Genomic DNA, 20,197 nt, shown 5'->3' on the forward strand with positions numbered 1-20,197 from the left:
CTCTTCTCGGTGCCGACGCGGGGTCAGCACGGTCCCATTCCTGCTTCGCTGCCGTTGACGGTTCCGCGGGCGACATACCAGCCGTCGTCCAGCCGGTACCAGCGGTTGTCGCCGCCCGCCGTCTTGTTCCGCCAGTCGGCATAGCAGTAGACGGTCAGGTCGCCCTTCACCCAGCGGCTGCTGCACGACGGGCCGTCCGGGCTGTAGTGCAACTTGCTGTTGTCGCTGTCCTCGAGGCACGAGTTGACGGGGGCGTTCACGACCCAGCTGGTCTGCGCGGGCGGCGGTGGCGGCGGCGGCGCCGCTGCGGTGTAAGCGCCTCGTCGCTCGATGGCGGACTGTTGACCCTTCTCGTCGACGACGTACGCGTCGACCGCGTGGTACTGGTCGTAACCGTCGCCGAGCCGGATCGTCTGCACGGTCGGGTCGTAGCGCTTGTATTGCTGTTTTCCGTCGGTATCGATCCAGAGATCGGTGATGCGGCGTCCGTTCGGCGAGGGAGGGGTCACGACGTAATCGATCGACGTCCCGTTGACAGTCGCGACGATGGTCGGCATTCCGGGCAGACCATAGGGCGCGAGCCTCGCGGTAGGACTGCTCCACTCGCCCGGATAGGAATTGCCGTCGACTGTCGCAATAGCGCGGACTCGGACCTGATAGGAATTGTTGTTCGAGATCCCCTGCGTGAGCGTCGGCGATGCCGGACGGTCGATTTCATCCCCGTTCAAGTCGTAGTAGTAGACGATCTCTCCGGCACTGGCCCCGTTGCCGCCGCCGGTATTCCAGGCGAAGCCCGTGATCGAGTTGTCGCCCTCACCCGCTGCCGTGATCGTCGGAGTGCCCGGCGTGCCGACAGCCCGTCTCTTCGACGAGTCCACACTGAACTGAGGCGCGGTCTTCTTCGCGTCCGTCGACTTGTTCGTGGCCGCGACCGAGAAGGTGTAACCCGACTCAGAGTTATCCAAGGTGACATTGACGGTGAGATCACCGGTAGTGATGGTCCGGTCGACGGCACCGTTCGTCTTCACCTGCAGCACATAGCCGGTCAGCGCCTCCGCATTCGGTGTCGCCGGCGGGCTCCAAGACACCGGGAGCTGCGTCTGCGTGCCCAACTGCGTCGAGGGGCCGACCTGCGGCGCCGCCGGCGCGCTCGGCGAGCCCGCCGGGCTCATCGACATCGGGCCCGACCAGTCGGAGGGCTCCGGCGAGCGGTTCGACGCCCGCACGGCGACCGTGTAGTTCGAGCCGTTCGTCAGCCCGGTGAGCTGCGTGGTCCGGGTGCCGCCGGGCACCTCGAACAGGTCGTTGCCGGCCCCGCTGAGCTGCACCTCGTACCCCGTCACCGCGGACCCCGGGTTCGCGCCGTCCGCCCACGTCACCGTGAGCGAGCCGTCGCCGTAGTCCAGGCTCGTGATCGTCGGGGCGCCCGGGCGGGCGTCCGGCCGCGCCACGGCCGACGCGGGCGACGCGTCGGACTCGCCGATCTCGTTGGTCGCGGTGACCGTGAAGGTGTACTCGCGGTCGTTGGTGAGGTTCGCGATCGTGCAGGTGGTCGCCGCGCAGTCCTGGCTGCCCCCCGACCACTTCACCGTGTGGCTGGTGATCTCGGCGCCGTTGCTGGCGCCGTCGGACCAGCTGAGCACTACGGTCCGGTCCTGCACCGAGCTGACCGACGGCGTCCCCGGCGCGGCGGGCTTGCCCTGCACCGTGACGCGGATAGTGCCGAACACCCGGCGCTCGGCGTCGCCGGTGGCGTCCGCCACCTGGTAGCGCACCGTCATGGTGCCCACGAAGTCCGCGTTCGGCGTGACGACGACGGAGCCGCCCTGGGCGCTCGCCGTGCCGGTGTCGGCCCCGGAGTCCACGATCGGATCGCCGACCAGCGTCAGCGGCGTCTCGGGGAACGGATTCACGTCGTTCGAGAGCACGTCGACCGTGGTCGGCCGGCCCTGGGGCGCCTTCGCGACGACGTCGTCGTTCGCGACGGTCAGCGGCCGGGTCGACGCGGTCACCCGCACGACCACTGAGCCCTGCACGGGCTGCGTGGTGCCGTCGGTCACGGTGATCGCCAGCGTCTCCTGCGTCCCCTTCGCGACCGACTCGTCGGCTGCGACGGAGAGCACCGAGCCCGACACGGAGGCGGTCATCCCGGTGGGCGCGCCCGTGACGCTGTAGCTCAGCTTCGCCAGGTCGCCCTTGTCCGGGTCACTCGAGAGCGCCCGCAGATCCAGCGTCGACGCGTCCTCGCCGGCCGCGACCTCCATCGCTCCCCCGGCGAACGTCGGCGGCTGGTTCTCCGGCGGCAGCACCGTGATCGGGATGCTCAGCGTCGCCTTCACCCCGGCGGGGTCGTCGGGCCCGGTGCCGTCGGTGACCTCGAAGGTCAGGGCGTCCGAGCCGAAGTAGTCGGGGGCCGCGGTGTAGAGCAGGGTCGACTCGTCCCGGACGAGCACCCCGTCGGCCGAGTGCAGCGCCGACACCCGGTCGGCCTGCGTGAGACGAGCGGTCTTCCCCTCGGGAGCCACAACCCAGTCGGTCAGCGGGATCGTCGCCTGCTCGCCGGCCTTCACCTCGAGCGGCTCGACACCGGGCTTGAGCGAAGGGCCGGTCGAGCTGAGCGCCGGCACCCGGATGAAGGCGGTCGCCACCTGCGAGTCGGCATCGGTCGCCGTGTACGTGAGGAGCTGCGCCTCCTCGCCGGGGGTCACGGTCACGACTCCGCCGGTCCCGACCTCGGCTCCCGCCGGCTCGCCGAGCAGCGCCACCCGGAGCTCGCTCGCGACGCCGTCCGGATCCTCGTCGTTCTTCAGCACGGGCACCTCGACGGTCTGTGCCGTCGTGATCTGCGCGGTCGTGACCGTGTCGTCGCGGGCGATCGGCGGCAGCAGCGCCGCCTCCTCCGCCACCGTCACGAGCAGGCTTCCGACGGCGGTCGCGCCGCGCGGATCGCCGACCGTGTACTGGACGGCGTAGTCGCCCTCCGCCTCGGGAGTCGTCACCAGCACGCGGCCGGCCGACAGCCGTGCCGTCACTCCCTCCGGAGCGGTGAGGCCGTCCGCGACCAGCGAGAGCGTGTCGCCGTCGGGGTCGGTGTCGTTCGCGAGCACGTCGACGGCGATGCTGCGCGCGGGCTGCGCGGTCACGACGTCCTTGACGGCGTCCGGCGCCTGGTTCTCCGTCGACGCAGGCGCGATGCCGACCTGGATCGTCGCCGTGCCCCGCTTGCCGAGAGCGTCGCTCACCTCGTAGCGGAAGGTGTCGGTGCCGACGGAATCGTCGAAGGCCGTGTAGGTGAGGTGATCCGCCCCGACCTCGTCGATCCGCCCCTTGCCGGGAGCGCTCGCCTGACCGACGAGCGTCACGCTGTCGCCGTCCGGATCGGTGCCGTCCAGCGGGATCGGGATCGAGACGGTCGTCCCCGAGAGCGTGCGCGCCTCGAGGTTCTCGGGCCGCGGCGGCGAGTTCGCCTCGCGGTTCATCGGCAGGATCTGGATGCTGACGTAGCCTGCGTCCTTCTGGCCCGAGGCGTCGATCGCCTCGTAGGTGACGTAGACCGTCTTCGCGGTGTCGCCCGCCCGGAACCGCAGCCGGTCCTCCGAGACGAACGCGACGCCGTCGGCGGCGTCGGGCAGCGGTGCCACGAGGTCGGGCACCACCGTCAGCAGCCGGCCGCCGGGCGAGACGTCGTTGGCGAGCACGTCGATCGTGACGGTGTCGCCGACGCGCACGGCTGCCGAGTCGTCGGTCGCGATCGGCGGCTCGAGGGTCGCCGGAGCGGGTGTCGGCACCACCAGCACCTCGCCGGTCGTGGTCCCGGTGCCGTTCGAGACGACGTAGCGGAAGGTCACCGGCTCGGTGATCCCCGGCTGATCCGTGACGCGGAGCACCTCGTGCTCGAGGATCGCCACCGCGACACCGGCGCCGGCGTCCACCTTCACCGAGGAGACGACGAGCAGCCCGCCGTTGGGGTCGGAATCGTTCTGCAGCACGTCGACGAGCGCGGTGCCGCCCGAGGGCAGGAGCGCGACGTCGCGCACGGCGACCGGGTCCTTCGCCTCACTGGTCGCCGGGAGGACGTCGACGCGGACGAGTCCCGGGGTCGAGTCCGGTCCGTCGCTCGCGCGGTACTGCAGGTAGTAGCTGCCGGGTGTCGGCGACGTGAAGGTGAAGGTCCCCGCCGTGTAGTCGGGGGTGACGGTCGCGCCGGCGGGCTGCTCGACCTCGGCGAGCAGCAGGGGCGCGCCGGACGGGCTGAGGTCGTTGCCGAGCGGCGCGACCGTCGCGGTCTGATCCGCAAGGGTCGTCACGTGGTCCGGATTGGTCACGGGGACGGTCGAGCCGGGCGCGCGGACGTCCACGTGCAGCACCCCCGCGATCTCGTCGGTGCCGTCCGAGACGAGCAGGTCGACGTCCTTCCGGCCGAGCTCGGCGCCGATCGCGTCGAAGGTGACGAGTCCGTCGGCGGTCGAGCGCACCTGGTCGTCGCTGGTCGATGTCGCAGCGCGGAGGAAGAGCTCGTCGCCGTCCGGATCGATCCAGTCCGGCAGCACGTTGTAGGAGACCGAGGCGCCCTGCTCCAGGAGGATCCGCCCCTCGCGCTTCTGCTCAGGAGGCGCGTTGCTGCCCGCCGGCGTCACGGTCAGCGTGACGACGGCGTCCGCGGTCTGCCCGCGTCCGTCGTCGGCGGTGTACGCGAACGTCGCAGACCCGCTCGCCTCCGGGGGCAGGGTGATCTGCAGGGCGCTGCCGCCGTAGATCGGCGACACCGCGCCCAGTGCGGGCTGCGCCCCGGTCACGGACGCGGTGAGCACGTCCCCGTCCGGGTCGCTGTCGTTGTCGAGCACCGGCAGGATGACGCTGCGCCCGGCGCGCACGCCGAACTCGTCGTCCACGGCGACCGGCGGAGTGTTCTCCTCCGACCGCTCCGGGATCGTGTCCTGCACCTGCTGCTGGGTGCTGGTGTTGTCGTCGTCCTTGGTGGCGTCGTCCTCCGGCGGCGTGACGTCCTCCCAGTCGGAGACCTCCTTCATGTCCTGGTTCACCAGCCAGACGGAGCCCACGGTCAGCTCGTTCAGCACGACCGCGCTGCGATTGACGCGGAAGACCGCCTGCCGGTCGGCGCCGAGGTCCGGCACCTCCTTCGCGACGTCGTCCGCGGTTCCGCCGCAGTCGCGCAGGTACCGCCCCGAGCCGGACCAGGCGGCGTAGGTGCAGCCGTTGACCCGGACCGGCGCGACGGCGGTTCCGGTCCCGCCGGAGTCCACCGTCCGTGCGGCCGAGCCGTCCAGCGGCTGCAGGAGCAGGGCGGCACCGGTCGAGATCGCGACGTCCTCGCCGCCCGTGCTCGGCTGCTGCAGCGTCAGCTCGTCCGCGACTCCGAGCTGCACCGGGTCGTCCCCGTCGATCGACACCGCGCCGCTCCCCGCGTCGAGGAGGACCGGGGTGGAGCCGACGGCGGTGATCGCCGGCGTCGCTCCCTCGGCGAAGCCGGAGACGGCGGAGGTCGAGGGGGCGCCGCCGGTGCGGACCGTGACGAGCTCCTGCTCGCTGGGCGAGTAGGCGAAGACCGTGCCGTCGGCCGCGACTGTGGCCGCCGCATCCGCGCCGAGCTCGGCCGTGGGCTCGTCGGCCTCGACGCTGAACGAGGCGAGCGCGTCGACGGCCCGCACCCAGAGCGCGCCGGTGGCGGCGTCGAGGATCGCCAGCACGCCGCCGCCGAGCACGACCGAGGAGTCGGCGGGCACGGCGACCGCCTCGCCGAGTGCGACCGACGAGGTGTCCACGAGCGAGACGGTCGCGTTGCTCTGGTCGTGGACGACGACGGTGCCCGCCTCCTGCGCGACGTCGAAGCTCGTCCCCTGGGTGCGCAGGGCCGCGTCGAGGACCTCGGAGGGGTAGTTGAGCCGGCCCGCGAGCAGCGCGGTCGGCTTGGTCACCCAGACCCCGGCGTCGTTGAGATCCACGTCCTGGGTGGTCACCCCCTGGTAGAGCACGGCCATCGTCGAGACGACGAGCGCGGCGGCGGTCACCGACGCGACGGAGGCGGCGGAACGGGTGCGGCGGGACAGCCGTGAGAACACGCTCGGACCGTTCCTCTCGGGAGTGGGGGGCGGGGTCGTCCGGTCGGCGGCGGGCCGTCCGGCGGAACGTGCTCATCGTGTCCGCCGGCCACTCCGGCCACCAGCCGTCAGTTGTCGCGGCACCCGTCCGGGGGTCACGGCGGGTGCCCGCCGAGGACCGGTGGCGAGCGTCCGCCGACGGCACCGCCGGGCCGGGTCCCGCGGAATCGCGCCGATCCTTAGCACTCCAGGACCGCGAGACCACGGATTGGGACGCGGTGTCGCTTCGCCTTGCGACGTCCCGGCGCGCATCGCACACTTCAGCCATCGATGCCGACCACCCGACGGCTCGCCTCTCCCCTGACGATCCAGGACGCCGATGCCCGCCGCCGTGAGCACCCTTTCCCGACCCCTCGAGTCAGCACCTCCCCTCGAGCCCCTCGCTTCTCCCGAGCCCCTCGCTCCCCTCGAGCCGGCCGCTCCCCTCGCCGTCGACCCCGTGCGCTCGATCTGCGTGATCGACGACCACGCCATCGTCCGGTCCGGCATCGCCGAGCTGCTGCGCGGGACCGACGACCTGCGTGCCGACGCCGTCGCCGCCACCGTCGCCGAGATCGAGGAGGACGCCGCGGACTTCGACCTCGTCATCCTCGATCTGCGACTCGGCGACGGCAGCGACGCCGGCGAGAACGTCTCCCGGCTGATGCGCCGCGGCACCCGCGTCCTGATCTTCTCGGCCGGCGACGACCCCGACTCCGTCCGCGCTGCGGCCAGGGCCGGCGCGCTCGGCATGGTGCGCAAGTCCGAGGAGGACTCCGTGCTCCTCGAGACGATCCGCTCGGCGGCGCACGGCGTCGCGGTCGCCTCGACCGACTGGGCCGCGGCCCTCGACGCGGACGTCGAGCTCGCCGACGCCGGACTCAGCGCCCGCGAGCGCGAGGTGCTGGCACTCTACGCCGCGGGCGAGAAGGCGCAGCGCGTCGCCTCCCTCACCGGTCTGTCCCGCGACACCGTCACCCACTACGTCGGGCGGATCCGCGCCAAGTACGCGCGGGTCGGCCGCCATGCGGGGACCAAGGTCGAGCTCTACATCCGCGCGATCGAGGACGGCCTGCTCGAAGGCCCGATGTGAGATCCGGAGCCGCGGCGGCGGAGGAGCCGAGCTTCGGCATCGGCGACCGGTTCGAGCGGATCTTCGTCGTCGCATTCAGCATCGGCGGCATCGCGTTCCACGCCGTCGCGGCGCTCGGCTACGCGGCCACCGCTCTCGGGATCTCCCCGCTCTGGGCCGTCGCCGCATCCGTTCTGGTGCTGCCCGCCCCGCTGGTCACCCTGCTCGTCGCGATGCGCGGCAGCCTCGACGCGGTGCGGACCGTGCTCCGCGCGCACGTCGTCCTGTTCGCCGTCCTCGCTCTCGCGCTGATCCCGGCCGTGCCGCCCGGGAGCGGCCCCGCCGCCACCTCCTGGCTGATCGACGCCGTGCCCGTGGCGATGACCGCCGCGGCCGTCGCCTTCCCCGCGCGCCTCGTGCCGCTCGCCGTGGCCGGCGTCTGCCTCCTGCTCTTCGCCGTCCGCGCCGCCACCTCGGGATCGCCCGTCGTGGCGATCGAGGAGGCGGTCGACATGGCGATGATCGGCACGGTCTTCGCGGGGCTCGCCCAGGCGGTCCTCGGCGCCGGCCGGTCGCTCGAGCGCGCGACGCGCGAGTCGGTGCTCGCGGCCGCCCGTGCCGCCGGCCGAGCGGGGCGGCGGAGCGAGCGCATCCGGGTCGGCGCGCTCGTGCACGACGAGATCCTCTCCTTCCTGCTCAACGTGGAGCAGATCAGCCACTCCGCCGAGCGCTCCCGAGCCGCGGCGCGGATCGCCCTCGCGCACCTCGCGGAGCTCCGGCGGACGGATCCGACGGGCCCGACCCCGAGCCGGGCGATGCTGACCGCGGGCGAGTTCGTGCGCGCCGCCTCCGTCCGGATCACCGAGGCCGCGCCGCTCGCCGTCCTCAGCACCCGGATCGCGGCGGGCGCCGTGGCCGTCCCCTCCCCCGTCGCCGACGCGCTCATCGACGCGACCGTGCAGGCCGCGCGGAACGCCGTGCAGCACGCCCGCTCGACAGACGGCGCCCCCGCCGCCGTCCGCGCGTCCCTCGCCGTCGACGAGCGCGGGCTCTCGATCGAGGTCGGCGACGACGGCGGCGGGTTCGTCGCCGCCGCCGTGCCGCAGAACCGGATGGGACTGACCACGAGCATCCTCGGCCGGGTGACCCAGATCGCCGGGGCGACCGCGCAGATCGCCTCCGAGGCGGGCACCGTGGTGCGGTTGGAGTGGCGCCGGTGACCCGCCCGCGCCGTCTCGAGCAGAGCGCCGACGTCTCCGACCTGCTCGGCTTCGGCGGCGGCCACGTCCGGGTGATCGGGCTCCTCTTCGTCGGCGCCAACGTCCTCCTCGCGACGCTGAACCTCGACTGGTCCCGCCGCCCCGCGCTCACGGCGGCGGCGGTGCTGATCGTCGCCCTCCTCGTCGCGCTGGTCGTCCGGCGCCCCCGCGATCCGCTCCCGCTCCCCGGCACCCTCCTGGTCGCGGCCGGCGCACCGGTCGCCGCGGCCCTGGGCTGGTGGGCCCTCGAGCCCACCGGCTGGGAGGGGAGCTTCGCCACCTGGTTCCTCGGCGGCACCGCGTTCCCGCTCTTCGCCCTCTGCCTCCGCGGTCGGATCCTCGCGGCGGTCGCGGGCCACTTCGCGGTCGGAGCCGTGACGCTCGCCTGCGTCCTCGGCAGCGGCCACAGCGCGCTCTTCGCCCTCGAGGCGATGTCGCGCTACGCGATCCTGCTCGTCTGCGGCGTCCTGTTCCGCCTCGGCCTGCGCTACGCCATCGGCCGGATGGGCGAGGTGCGGGCCGAGCTCGAGCGCCTCGCCACCGAGACGGCGGAGGCCGACGGCCGCTTCGCCGAGCGGGAGAAGCGCGTGCGGCTGGTCGCGGACCTCGCGGAGCCGCTCCTCGCGCGAGCGGCCGCCGGCGAGCCCTACTCCCCCGCCCTCGCACGAGACGCGGCCAACGTCGAGGCCGGCATCCGCGACGGGCTCCGCGCCTTCGGCCTCGTGCGCGACCCGCTGGTCGCGAGCGTCCGCGCCGCGCGGCTGCGCGGGGTCCAGGTGGTGCTCCTCGACGACTCCGACGGCGACCTCGACGAGTCCACCCTCGACCGCGTGGCCGCGACCGCCGCGCGCGCCTTCGAGCAGATCGGCTTCGGGCGCGTCACCGTGAGGCTGCTGCCGCCCGGCCGGGGCGCGGTCGCGACCGTCGTCGCCGATACCGAGCCGGGCCTGCACCTCGAGGTCCGCTAGGCGGCACGCCGCTCGCGGTCCTCGTCCGAGTACTGCACCCGCGGGTTGAGCGCGAGCGCGTCCCGGGCCGCCGCGCGCGCGAGGGTGAGGGCCGCCGAGAACCGGGGCCTGCGGACCGTGCCGGCGGTGCGCCCGTAGACGTCGACGTGCGCGAACGCCGGCGCCCAGGTCGGGCGGGGCCGGCGGTTGCCGACGGCGGCCGTGAGATGCAGGAACGCCTGTGCGGAGCCGAGCGCCGAGGCCGCGTCGACCCCCGGGGCGATCGAGGGCAGCGGCGCCGGAGCGGCCGACGTGACGGCCCGCAGCACCCGGAGGTCGGTGTAGGGCGGGATCACGGGCAGCGTCCTTCCCAGCACCGCCGGGCGCCGCGCGATCTCCTCGAGCGGCAGATCCTCCGTGAAGCCGAGCATGCGCTCCACGGTGTGCCGCGACCTCGGGTGGAACGACGTCGCCTGCGCGGCCCAGCCGACGTTCATCACCCACAGCACCGGCAGATCGAGCGCGCGGGCGGTCCGCGCCAGCAGCACGCCCACCTCCGGGGTCGTCACCTCCGTCTCGTCGACGACCAGGTCCGCGCCGCGCGCGAAGCCGAGCGCCGTCTCCGGGAGCACGCCCGCGGGGAAGACGTCGACCGTCGCGTCGGCGTCGAGCGCGAGCACCGACTCGCGGAACACCTCGGCCTTGTTCCGGCCCACCGCCGCCAGCGTCGCCCCGGGCACCCGGTTCGCGTTCTCCGGCTCGAAGACCTCCGGGTCGGCGACCGCGAACGAGCGCACGCCCATCTGCGCGAGCTTAAGCCCGAGCTGGAACCCGTCCCCGCCGACGCCCGCGAGCGCGATCCGCGCCGAGCACAGCGCCTCCTGCTCCGCCTCGCTCCAGAAGCCGAGGTTCCTGGCGAACCGGGGGGCCGTCACGTCCGTGCTCACGCCGCCAGCTCCTGCTCGTCGTCGATCCCGACGAGGATGTCGCGCGCCGTGAGGAGGCGGCCGGGCAGCCAGCGGCTGAGCCGCCTGATCGGCGGCACCTCGATCGCGATCGCGACGTTGTGACTCCGGTACGCGCCGATCCACCGCCGCTCGCCGATCCTCGTGGCGGTGAGCGAGAGGCGCAGCAACCGCTCGAGCACCGGATCGATCAGCCCGTAGGCGGAGCGCATCCCGGCCTCGTCGAGGAAGGCGAGGACTGCGGCGTACAGCTCCAGCACGCACGCGTGCTGCGCGGCCCGGTTCTCGTGCCGCGCGACGAGGCGCGAGACCTCGACGGAGGGCTCCGGTGCGGGGCTCGAGCCGAAGACCTCCGGCCAGTACCGCTCGACGGGGAGGCGGTCGTCGGTCACCGCGCGGGTCGCGCGACCCTTGACGATCAGGCGGAGAGCGGCGCGGATCCGCAGCTCGCCCGCACACTCCTCGACGACCGCGAAGGCGAGCGAGCGAGCATCGTCCTCGTCGGTCTCCCGGCCGTCGCTCCCGTGCTCGGCGGAGAGGAAGCCGGCCTCGTCGACGTAGATCTCGCGCCGCAGCTCGAGGAAGCGGCGGTAGGCCTCCTCGGCCCCTGGGACGGGGACGCCGCCCGAGGCGATCAGTCCGGTGGTCCGCCCGGTGGTGCCGGACGACGGTCGCTGCTGCAGGTCTCGCATGGGGTTCTCCTCGACTCGGAAGCGTCTGTTCCGACGAGACCGATCGTGGAGAGCGGGCGGGCCGCGAAGAATGGGGACGTCTCCCCACGGGCAGAGGTGCCCGTCGGCTCAGGCGAGCTCGTCCACGTCGTCGAGGTCGACCGCGACCGAGCTGACCAGCGCGAGCAGCGCCTCCGCGTAGGCGTTCTCGGCGATCTCGTCCTCGAAGTCGCGCTGCTCGCCGGCGAGCTCGACGGTCACGGCGAAGCGCACCGGCCCGCCGGCCGCGACGCGGCGCAGCGAGCGGAACGTACCGCGGAGCAGCTCGCGCAGCTGGTCCTCGCGCGGCAGCCAGAGCGAGTCGTCGAGCGCCACGGAGTCGAGCGCCCACTCGGTCGTGCCGTTGAAGCCGAGCACCGTGCCGGTCTCGTACTCGTGCGCTTCGATCGTCATGTCGCTCACGGTGAAGACGTCGCCGTCGAACCCCTCGCGCTCGATGCGGAAGCGGTCGCCGGTGACCGGTGCCCAGCGCAGACCCGCGGTCCGCAGCGCCCTGGCCAATTCGAAGGAGATCATCTCCCGATCATGGCCCGCGTTCCCGGACGGAGGCCGCGAAGACGGGACCGCGGCCCCGATGTCGGTGGGTGAGTTTACGTTCATGAAACGTCCGGTTCACAGGCCGGGCACCCGCACTGCATAGCGTGGCTCACTGTGCCCCTTTCAGGGGCGAAGGGTCGCCGTCGCCGTGCGGTGACGCACCACCGCTCTCCGGAGCGGCGATCGAGAGGACCACCATGCCCGACTCCCCCGCACCCCTCGCGGACAGGCCTCGCGCCCGCACACCGAGGAGGCGCCTCGCCCTCGCGGCCCTCGCCGGTCTCGCCCTGGTCGCCACGCCGCTGGTCGCGACCCCCGCCACCGCGGCTCCGAGCGGTGACGAGCTGGTCATCAGCGAGATCTTCGCCCGCGGCGGCTCGGCCGGCGCGACCTACAGCAACCGCTTCGTCGAGCTCTACAACCCGACCGGCGCCGACGTCGCGCTCTCGGGCCTCTCGCTGCAGTACCGCTCGGCCACCGGCACGGCGAACCCGACGACGACCGTCGCGCTCACCGGCACCGTCCCCGCCGAGGGCCACTTCCTGATCGCCGGTGCGAGCAACGACAGCAACGGCGCGCCGCTCCCCGCCGCCGACCAGACCGCGAACGGCCTCAACATCGCGGCCGCCGGCGGCACGCTCTTCCTGGTCGAGGGCACCGCGACCCTCGTCGCCCCGCCGACCGGCACCGCCGAGCAGCCCGACGCGGTCCTCGACCTGCTCGGCTACGGCACCTCCAACACCTTCGAGTCGGCGGCCGCCACCGCGCCGACGCTGACCGAGTCGATCGCGCGCGCCGACTCCGCGACCGGCGATACCGACTCCAACGCCGCCGACTTCACCGTCGGCGCGATGACCCCCGAGTCCGCCGGCGGCAGCACCCCGGAGCCGACGCCGGCGCCGACCGGGACGGCGACCCCCACGGCGACCCCGACCGCCCCGCCGACGACGCCGCCGACCACCGCGCCGACCGTCTCGATCGCCGAGATCCAGGGCACCGGAGCCGCGTCCCCGCTCGTCGGGCAGACCGTCACCACCACCGGCGTCGTCACCGCGCGCTACGCCACCGGCGGCTACAACGGCTACGTGATCCAGACCGCCGGCACCGGCGCGCAGACCACCGGCCGCACCGCCTCCGACGCCGTCTTCGTCTACTCCTCCGCCTCGGTCGGCGCGGTCGCGATCGGCGACAACCTGCGCATCACCGGCGCCGTCAGCGAGTTCAACGGCCTCACCGAGCTCACCCCGACCTCGGCCGCGACCGTCGAGAAGCTCGGCACCCCGGCCGTCGCGCCGATCGCGGCCGCCGTCGGCCTCCCCCGCACCGTCGAGGAGCGCGAGACGCTCGAGAGCATGCTGATCGCCCCGCAGGGCGCGTTCACCGTGACCGACACCTTCGACCTCAACAGCTTCGGCTCCGTCGGCCTCACCGCCGGCGACTCGCCGCTGCTGACCCCGACCGAGGTCGCCCGCCCCGGAACGCCGGAGCTGGCCGCGGTCGTCGCCGACAACGCCGCGCGCGCGATCGTGCTCGACGACGGCGCCTCGATCAACTTCCTCGGCGCCGCGGCGAACAAGGCGATCCCGCTGCCCTACCTCACCCCGGCCGAGCCGATCCGCGTGGGCGCCCCGGCGACCTTCACGACCCCGGTCGTCCTCGACTACCGCAACGGCGGCTGGTCCTTCCAGCCGACGACGCAGCTGACCGTCGAGAACGCCGCGACCGTCCAGCCCGCGACCTTCGCGAACACCCGCGAGGCGGCCCCCGAGGCCGTCGGCGGCGACCTCTCGATCGCGTCCTTCAACGTGCTGAACTACTTCTCCACCACGGGCGACTCGATCACCGGCTGCACCTTCTACACCGACCGCGACGGCGACCCCGTCACGGTCAACAGCGGCTGCGACGCCCGCGGCGCCGCGAACGCGGACGACCTCGAGCGCCAGCAGGCCAAGATCGTCACCGCGATCAACAGCCTCGGCGCCGGCGTCGTCTCGCTCGAGGAGATCGAGAACTCGGCCAAGTTCGGCAAGCCGCGCGACGAGGCCCTCGCCACGCTGACCGCCGCGCTGAACACCGCCGCCGGCTCGGAGCTGTGGGCGTACGTGCCCTCACCCGCCGCCCTCCCCGCGCTCGCGAACGAGGACGTCATCCGCACCGCGTTCATCTACAAGAAGGCCGTCATCGAGCCGGTCGGCGAGTCCGTCATCCTGAACGACGGCGTCGCCTTCTCCAACGCCCGCAAGCCCCTCGCCCAGGAGTTCCGCCTGATCGGCGACAGCGCCAGCGAGTTCGTCGCGATCGTGAACCACTTCAAGTCGAAGGGCTCCGGCTCCGGAGTCGACGCGGATCAGGGCGACGGCCAGGGCGCCTCGAACGCCTCCCGCGTCAACCAGGCCACCGCGCTCGTCGCGTTCGCCGACCGCCTCCGCACCGAGAAGGCCACCGAGCTCGTCTACCTGCTGGGCGACTTCAACGCCTACTCGAAGGAGGACCCGGTGAAGGTGATCACCGACGCCGGCTACATCGACCAGGGTGCGAAGGACGGCAAGTACTCGTACTCGTTCGACGGCGCGGTCGGCTCGCTGGACCACGTCTTCGCCTCGCCCGCGGCCGACAGGACGGTCACCGGTGTCGACACCTGGAACATCAACAGCGGCGAGTCCGTGGCACTGGAGTACAGCCGCTACGACTACAACGCGACGATCTTCTACGACACCTCGGCGTACCGCTCCAGCGACCACGACCCGGTCGTCGTCGGCCTCGACCTGCCCGAGACCCGGACGGACCCGGAGCCCGAGCCCGTCACGGTCATCGACGTCGCGACCACCGCCTCCACCAGGCGCCTCGCCGTCGTGCGGACGCTGACGGTGTCGGCGGTGAACAACGGCGACGAGACGGTCTCGATCGAGATCACGACGGCGTACGGCAGCAAGACGAAGAAGACGGTCAAGCCCGGCCAGTCGTTCACGGTCAAGACCGTGACCGTCTTCAAGCCCATCAAGGCCGGCACGGCGACCATCGAGGTCACCGCGCCCGACGGCACCGAGCGCGTCTACAAGCAGGCGTACCGCGGCGCCTGATCCCGCGCGACCCCTGACCTCGACGAGCTCCGGCTCCTAGAGTTCGGGGATGCCCGAGGGAGACAGTGTGCACCGTCTCGCCGCCCGCCTCAGGCGGGCGGCGGACGGTCGCACCGTCCTCGAGGGCCATCTGCGCTCCGGGGACGCGGCCGGCACCTCCCTCGCCGGGCTGAGGATCCTCGAGCACGACACCCACGGCAAGCACCTCCTCACCCGCTTCTCCGGCGGAACGACCCTGCACACCCACCTGCGGATGCAGGGCTCCTGGACCGTGACCGCTCCCGGCCGAGCGGTCCCCCGCTCGGTGCAGAAGGACGTCCGCGTCCACCTCCGCCTCGACGACGACTCGACCGTGTGGGGCATCGACCTCCCGGTCGTCGAGCTCCTCGCCACCCGCGACGAGCCGCGCGCCGTCGGGCACCTCGGGCCCGACCCGCTCCGCGCGGACTGGGACGCCGACGAGGCCGTCCGGCGCCTCTCCCGCCTCCCGGACCGGCCCGTCGTCGCCGCACTCCTCGACCAGCGCTGCCTCGCGGGTCTCGGCAACCTCTGGGCCAACGAGGTCTGCTTCCTCCGCGGGGTCTGGCCCTGGCGGCCGATCGGCTCCCTCGACGTCCGCGCCCTCGTGGCGACCGCGGCGAGAGGCCTCCGCGCCTCCGTCACGATCCCGGGGATGTTCCAGACCACCACCGGTGACACCCGCCGCGGCGAGCGGCACTGGGTCGCGGGGCGCGCCGGGCGCCCGTGCCTGCGCTGCGGCACGACGGTGCTCGTCCGCGACGAGGTCCGCGACGACCCCGAGCAGCGCCGCACCTGGTGGTGCCCGCACTGCCAGCCGGAGCAGGCGGCCGCCCCCTGAGCCCGCGTACCGCCGCCTGAAGCCCGCGTACCGCTGCCGACGGCCCGTGCGTAGGCTGGCCGCATGACGAACGAGTGGGGAACTCCGGATCCGTCCGCCCGGCGAGACCGGTCCGCGGAGGTCGTCCCGGCGGCCGCCTCCGGCGAGGAGGTGGAGACCGCCCGCGTCGAGGACGCCGAGCGCGCGCTCGCCGTGCGCGAGGTCAAGCGGCGCCGCGACTTCCTGGGGTCGGTCGGCGGATGGGCGAGCGTCTCGGCGATCACGACCGCCGTCTGGGTCGGCACAGGGGCCGACGGCTACTTCTGGCCGATCTGGCCGATGATCGGGATCGGGATCGGCGTCGTCGGCCAGGCCGCGTCGATCTGGGGTCCCGCCCGCAAGGAGATCACCGAGGCGGACATCGCCGCCGAGATGCAGCGCCGGGAGAAGCGCGGCCGCTGATCAGTCCAGGCGGCCGACCGAGGTGACGCGGACGACGGCCGCACCCTGCTCGTCCGACTCGGCGAGGTCGACGGTCGCCGAGATCCCCCAGTCGTGGTCGCCGGCCGGATCGTCGAGGATCTGCCGCACGAGCCACTGCGTCGGCTCCTCCGTGACGAGCAGCATCTTCGGCCCCCGGGCGTCGGGCCCGATGCCGATGCTGTCGTGCTCGTCGTAGTAGTCGTCCAGCGCGGCACCCCACGCGTCGGCGTCGAAGCCGGCGGCGGCGTCGAGCTCGCCGAGCGCCTCGTGGTCGTCGAGGGCGGCGAGGGTCACCCGGCGGAACATCTCGTTGCGCACCAGCACGCGGAAGGCGCGGTGGTTCGCGGTGAGGCGGCGCGGAGCGGGCGGCACGATCGCCTGGTCGGCCGCGTGGAGCGCCGGATTGACCAGCTCCTCCCACTCGTCGACCAGCGAGGAGTCGACCTGGCGCACGAGCTCGCCCAGCCACTCGATCAGGTCGTGCAGCTCCTCGTTCTTCAGCTCGTCGGGGATGGTCTGCCGGGCCGCGCGGAACGCGTCGGACAGGTAGCGCAGCACCAGTCCCTCCGAGCGGGAGAGCTTGTAGAACGCGGTGTACTCGCCGAAGGACATCGCCCGCTCGTACATGTCGCGCACGACCGACTTCGGCGAGAGCTCGAAGTCCTTCACCCACGGCTGCGCGGCGGTGTAGGTCTCGAAGGTCGCCTCGAGGAGCTCCTCGAGCGGCTTGGGGTGCGTGACGGACTCGAGCAGCTCCATCCGCTCCTCGTACTCGATCCCCTCGGCCTTCATCGCGGCGACGGCCTCGCCGCGGGCCTGGAACTGCTGGGCCCCCAGGATCGGGCGCGGGTCGTCGAGGGTCGCCTCGAGCACCGAGATCACGTCGAGCGCGAAGCTCGGCGACTCCGGGTCGAGAACGTCGAACACGGCCAGCGCGAACGGCGAGAGCGGCTGGTTGAGCGCGAAGTTCGGCTGCAGGTCGACGGTCAGGCGGATGCGGGTCACGCCGTCGGCGCCGACGCTCTGCTCGACCACTCCCGCCTCCCGCAGCGTCCGGTAGATGCCGAGCGCCCGGCGGGCCAGCTGCAGCTGCCGCTTCCACGGCTCGTGGTTGTCGAAGATCAGGGCGTGCACGTTCGCGTAGGCGTCGCCGCCGCGGGCGATCACGTTCAGCAGCATCGCCGAGGTGATCGTCATGTGCGAGGTCAGCGTCTCGGGCTCCGCGTCGACGAGCTTGCGGAAGCTCGGCTCCCCCCAGCTGACGAAGCCCTGCGGCGCGCGCTTGGCGACCCACTTCCTCCGCTTCTTCGGGTCGTCGCCCATCTTGTCGAGAGCCTTCCGGTTCTCGGACTCGTGCTCGGGGGCCTGCACGACCACGGTCCCGGCGGTGTCGTACCCGGCGCGACCGGCGCGGCCGGCGATCTGGTGAAACTCGCGGGCCGAGAGCTGGCGGGTCCGGGTGCCGTCGTACTTGGTCAGCGCGGTGAGCAGCACGGTGCGGATCGGGACGTTGATGCCGACGCCGAGGGTGTCCGTGCCGCAGATCACGCGCAGCATGCCCTGCTGGGCGAGCTGCTCGACCAGGCGGCGGTACTTCGGCAGCATGCCCGCGTGGTGGACGCCGATCCCCAGCCGGAGCAGCCGGGAGAGGGTCTTGCCGAACGCGGTGGTGAAGCGGAAGCCGCCGATCACCTCGGCGATGCGGTCGCGGTGCTCGCGGGTGGCGATGTTCGCGCTGGTGAGCGCCTGCGCGCGCTCGAGAGCGGCCGCCTGCGAGAAGTGCACGACGTAGACCGGCGACTGGTTCGTCGAGAGCAGCTCCTCGATGGAGTCGTGGATCGGAGCGATCTCGTAGAAGTAGTGCAGCGGCACCGGGCGCTCCACGCCGGTGACCCGGGCGGTCTCCCGGCCCGTGCGGCGGCTGAGGTCGGCGGCGAGCGCCGTCACGTCGCCGAGGGTGGCCGACATCAGCACGAACTGCACGTGAGGGAGGGTGAGCAGCGGCACCTGCCAGGCCCAGCCGCGCGCCGGGTCCGCGTAGAAGTGGAACTCGTCCATCACGACCTGGTCGACCGGGGTGTCCTCGCCGTGCCGGAGCGCGAGGTTCGCGAGGATCTCGGCCGTGCAGCAGATGATCGGCGCGTCGGCGTTCACCGAGGAGTCGCCGGTGACCATCCCGACGTTGGAGGCGCCGAAGACGTCGACCAGCGCGAAGAACTTCTCGGAGACGAGCGCCTTGATCGGCGCCGTGTAGAAGCTGCGGCGCCCGGAGGCGAGCGCCGCGGCGTGCGCGCCGATCGCGACGAGCGACTTGCCGGTGCCGGTGGGCGTCGAGAGGATCAGGTTGGAGCCGGAGGCGATCTCGAGCATGGACTCGTCCTGCGCCGGGTAGAGCGGGAGGCCGCGCGACTCCGCCCACTCGGTGAAGGCCAGGTAGACCGCGTCGTCGTCGACGCGCCCGTCCGCGTCGGGCGTCGGCATCCGGTCGAGCAGCGTCGAGGTCATCCCCCCATCCTCCCAGCCCGCGGCCCGTCGCTCGGGTGCGATCCGTCACGGACGGCCCGTGTGCCCCCGCCTCACGGGCCCCGGGTGACGGATCGGTCCGCCGGAGCGAGGGCCCCGTCGACGAGTCCGACGACGCGGTCGGCGTCGGCCAGCACGGCGGGGTCGTGCGAGACGCAGACCACCGTCGCGCCGCGGTCCGCCTCCGCGCGCAGGACCGACCGGATCCGCTCCGCACTCGCCGAGTCGAGGCCGGTGGTGGGCTCGTCCAGGAGCAGCAGGCCGGCCCCGCGGGCGAGCCCCTGGGCGAGGAGCGCCCGCTGCCGCTGACCACCGGAGAGCACCGCGAAGGGCTCCCGGGCGAGCGCGGCGATCTCCATCCGCTCGAGCGCGGTGGCGATCGCGTCCGCCGCGCGCGCGTCGCTGCGGCGGAGGCGGCCGAGCCGACCCCAGGTGCCCACCGCGACCACGTCGCGCACCGTCACCGGGAGGCGGTCCGGGATCGACGCCCGCTGCGGCACGAAGGCGATCGCTCCGGTGACGTCCCGCGTGCCGGACGTCAGTGGACGCACTCCCGCGATCACCTCCAGAAGCGTCGACTTGCCGGCGCCGTTCGGCCCGGCGATCACGGTCAGCGAGCGCGCGGCGACGTCGAGATCGACCCCCGCGAGAGCGCGGCGGGAGCCGAAGTCGACGTGAGCGCCTCGGAGGCGGACCGGGGGCTCGGGCAGGGGTGAGACGTCCATCCCGACGAGCGTACAGGAGTGATAACTGTTCTCATTATCGTGTACGGTCGGGCACCATGCCCAGCCTCCTCGCCGGAATCCTCGAGCCGTTCGCTCTCGACTTCCTCCAGCGCGCCCTCCTCGGCGGCGTCCTCGTCGCGGTCCTCTGCGGCGTCGTCGGCACCTGGGTGGTCCTCCGCGGGATGGCCTTCCTCGGTGAGGCGCTCGCCCACGGGATGCTCCCCGGCGTCGCCCTCGCGACGGTGCTCGGCGCGCCCGTCCTCGTGGGCGGCGCAGCCAGCGCGGTGCTGATGAGCCTCGGCATCGCGGCCCTGCAGCGGCGCGGACGACTGTCCTACGACACCAGCATCGGCCTGCTCTTCGTCGCCATGCTGGCGCTGGGGGTCATCGTGATCTCGCACTCGGGCAGCTTCGCCACGGACGCGACCTCGATCCTCTTCGGCGACATCCTCGCGATCACCCTTGTCGACATCGGGCTGCTCGCCGCCGCCGCCGGAACCGGCCTCCTCGTCGCAGCGGCCTTCCACCGCCCGCTCGTCGCCCTGGCGCTGGATCCGCGCATCGCCGCGGTGCTCGGGCTCGGTCCGCGCTCGGCTCAGGCCGCGCTGGTCGGCCTGGTGACCCTCGCCGTCGTCGCCTCCTACCAGGCGGTCGGCTCGCTCCTCGTCGTCGGGCTCCTTGTGGCTCCCGCGGTGGCCGCCGGGCACTGGACCACCCGCATCCCGACCCGGATGCTGCTCGCGTCGATCCTCGGCGCGGCCTCCGTGCTCGTCGGCCTGCTCGTCTCCTGGCACGCGGCCACGGCCGCGGGCGCCTCGGTCGCCGGCACGGCCATCGCGGTCGCCGCGGTGTCCTGGGCGGTCCGCTCGGCCGCGTCGGCCCTCGCGTCCCGGTCGGGCCCTCAGCCGGTCGCCGCATGAGGCCCTGCCGGCACCGCTC

Annotated in this window: 13 protein-coding genes; 7 read left to right on the plus strand and 6 right to left on the minus strand. The window is 73.1% G+C overall.

All coding sequences use genetic code 11. The features are described 5' to 3' along the window. Positions 1–23: 23 nt before the first annotated feature. Positions 24–6,080 carry an Ig-like domain-containing protein gene (locus C5C35_RS07590; protein ID WP_104346659.1) on the minus strand — a complete coding sequence of 2,019 codons (6,057 nt, stop codon included), beginning with the start codon at positions 6,078–6,080 and terminating at the stop codon, positions 24–26. A gap of 358 nt (positions 6,081–6,438) precedes the next feature. On the opposite strand from C5C35_RS07590, the gene C5C35_RS07600 reads away from it, so the two are divergent. The 3 genes from C5C35_RS07600 to C5C35_RS16955 are packed head-to-tail and all read left to right on the plus strand — an operon-like array spanning position 6,439 to position 9,397. Then, positions 6,439–7,191, plus strand: coding sequence for a response regulator transcription factor (locus C5C35_RS07600; RefSeq protein ID WP_104222275.1), 753 nt, complete (start codon positions 6,439–6,441; stop codon positions 7,189–7,191). Further along, positions 7,188–8,390, plus strand: a complete 1,203-nt coding sequence (locus tag C5C35_RS07605) for a hypothetical protein (RefSeq protein WP_104262873.1) — start codon at positions 7,188–7,190, stop codon at positions 8,388–8,390. Before C5C35_RS07600 ends, C5C35_RS07605 begins: the two co-directional genes overlap by 4 nt. Continuing rightward, a complete protein-coding gene (locus C5C35_RS16955; protein ID WP_146082206.1) occupies positions 8,387–9,397 on the plus strand; it encodes a hypothetical protein in 1,011 nt (336 codons plus the stop codon). The genes C5C35_RS07605 and C5C35_RS16955 overlap by 4 nt, the downstream gene beginning before the upstream one ends. Here C5C35_RS16955 and C5C35_RS07615 read toward each other — a convergent pair. The 3 genes from C5C35_RS07615 to C5C35_RS07625 form a co-directional block, all read right to left on the minus strand. Then, positions 9,394–10,323 (minus strand): ThiF family adenylyltransferase, encoded by a 930-nt coding sequence (locus C5C35_RS07615; protein WP_104222269.1) that lies wholly within the window; start codon positions 10,321–10,323, stop codon positions 9,394–9,396. The genes C5C35_RS16955 and C5C35_RS07615 overlap by 4 nt on opposite strands. Further along, positions 10,320–11,033 (minus strand): hypothetical protein, encoded by a 714-nt coding sequence (locus C5C35_RS07620; RefSeq protein WP_104262874.1) that lies wholly within the window; start codon positions 11,031–11,033, stop codon positions 10,320–10,322. Before C5C35_RS07620 ends, C5C35_RS07615 begins: the two co-directional genes overlap by 4 nt. 108 nt (positions 11,034–11,141) lie before the next feature. Beyond that, on the minus strand, positions 11,142–11,588 hold the full coding sequence (locus C5C35_RS07625) for a hypothetical protein (RefSeq protein WP_104222265.1): 447 nt from the start codon (positions 11,586–11,588) through the stop codon (positions 11,142–11,144). Between the two features lie 218 nt (positions 11,589–11,806). Between C5C35_RS07625 and C5C35_RS07630 the strand changes: the two genes are divergently transcribed. From C5C35_RS07630 to C5C35_RS07640, 3 genes are all read left to right on the plus strand, one after another. Beyond that, on the plus strand, positions 11,807–14,689 hold the full coding sequence (locus tag C5C35_RS07630) for an ExeM/NucH family extracellular endonuclease (protein WP_104262875.1): 2,883 nt from the start codon (positions 11,807–11,809) through the stop codon (positions 14,687–14,689). A 49-nt stretch (positions 14,690–14,738) separates the two neighbouring features. After that, positions 14,739–15,548, plus strand: coding sequence for a DNA-formamidopyrimidine glycosylase family protein (locus C5C35_RS07635; RefSeq protein WP_104262876.1), 810 nt, complete (start codon positions 14,739–14,741; stop codon positions 15,546–15,548). Between the two features lie 63 nt (positions 15,549–15,611). Further along, positions 15,612–15,989: a 2TM domain-containing protein gene (locus C5C35_RS07640; RefSeq protein WP_104222259.1), complete on the plus strand. Its 378-nt coding sequence runs from the start codon at positions 15,612–15,614 to the stop codon at positions 15,987–15,989. Here C5C35_RS07640 and C5C35_RS07645 read toward each other — a convergent pair whose 3' ends face one another. Both C5C35_RS07645 and aztA read right to left on the minus strand, forming a co-directional pair. Continuing rightward, positions 15,990–18,515: an RNA helicase gene (locus tag C5C35_RS07645; protein WP_104247346.1), complete on the minus strand. Its 2,526-nt coding sequence runs from the start codon at positions 18,513–18,515 to the stop codon at positions 15,990–15,992. It abuts the gene before it with no gap. Between the two features lie 71 nt (positions 18,516–18,586). After that, a complete protein-coding gene (gene aztA / locus C5C35_RS07650; protein WP_104262877.1) occupies positions 18,587–19,258 on the minus strand; it encodes a zinc ABC transporter ATP-binding protein AztA in 672 nt (223 codons plus the stop codon). Between the two features lie 56 nt (positions 19,259–19,314). Here aztA and aztB point away from each other — a divergent pair, with 56 nt between their 5' ends. Next, entirely contained in the window at positions 19,315–20,178 is an 864-nt protein-coding gene (gene aztB, locus C5C35_RS07655) for a zinc ABC transporter permease AztB (protein ID WP_104262878.1), read from the plus strand. Positions 20,179–20,197: the final 19 nt, after the last annotated feature.

The sequence above is a fragment of the Rathayibacter sp. AY1F8 genome (assembly GCF_002932165.1).
Classification (GTDB): Bacteria; Actinomycetota; Actinomycetes; order Actinomycetales; family Microbacteriaceae; genus Rathayibacter.